This is a genomic window from Pseudoduganella buxea (assembly GCF_009720835.1).
Classification (GTDB): Bacteria; Pseudomonadota; Gammaproteobacteria; order Burkholderiales; family Burkholderiaceae_D; genus Rugamonas; species Rugamonas buxea.
Map to the genome: position 1 here is coordinate 1 of NZ_WNKZ01000356.1, position 207 is coordinate 207.

Consider the following 207-nt stretch of genomic DNA (forward strand, 5'->3'; position numbering starts at 1 on the left):
CCAGGGCACCGATCTGGTTGGTCGTCAGGGCAGCTACCTGCGCCGACTTCAGCGCGGCGATGACGTTGGTCTTCAGGCCGCCGATATCGGCCGTCTCGATCGCGGCAATCGCGTTGGTCGACAGCGCACCGAACTGGGCGGTGTTGAAGGCACCCAGCTGGTTCGAGCTCAGGGCGACGATCTGGTTGGTCGTCAACGCGTTGGCCA

General features: G+C 64.7%; 1 protein-coding gene. It reads right to left on the minus strand.

Annotated features, from left to right (window positions below; translation table 11 throughout):
- The coding region (locus tag GM672_RS28840) for a hypothetical protein (RefSeq protein WP_170300308.1) at positions 1 to 207 on the minus strand (207 nt) is incomplete at both ends.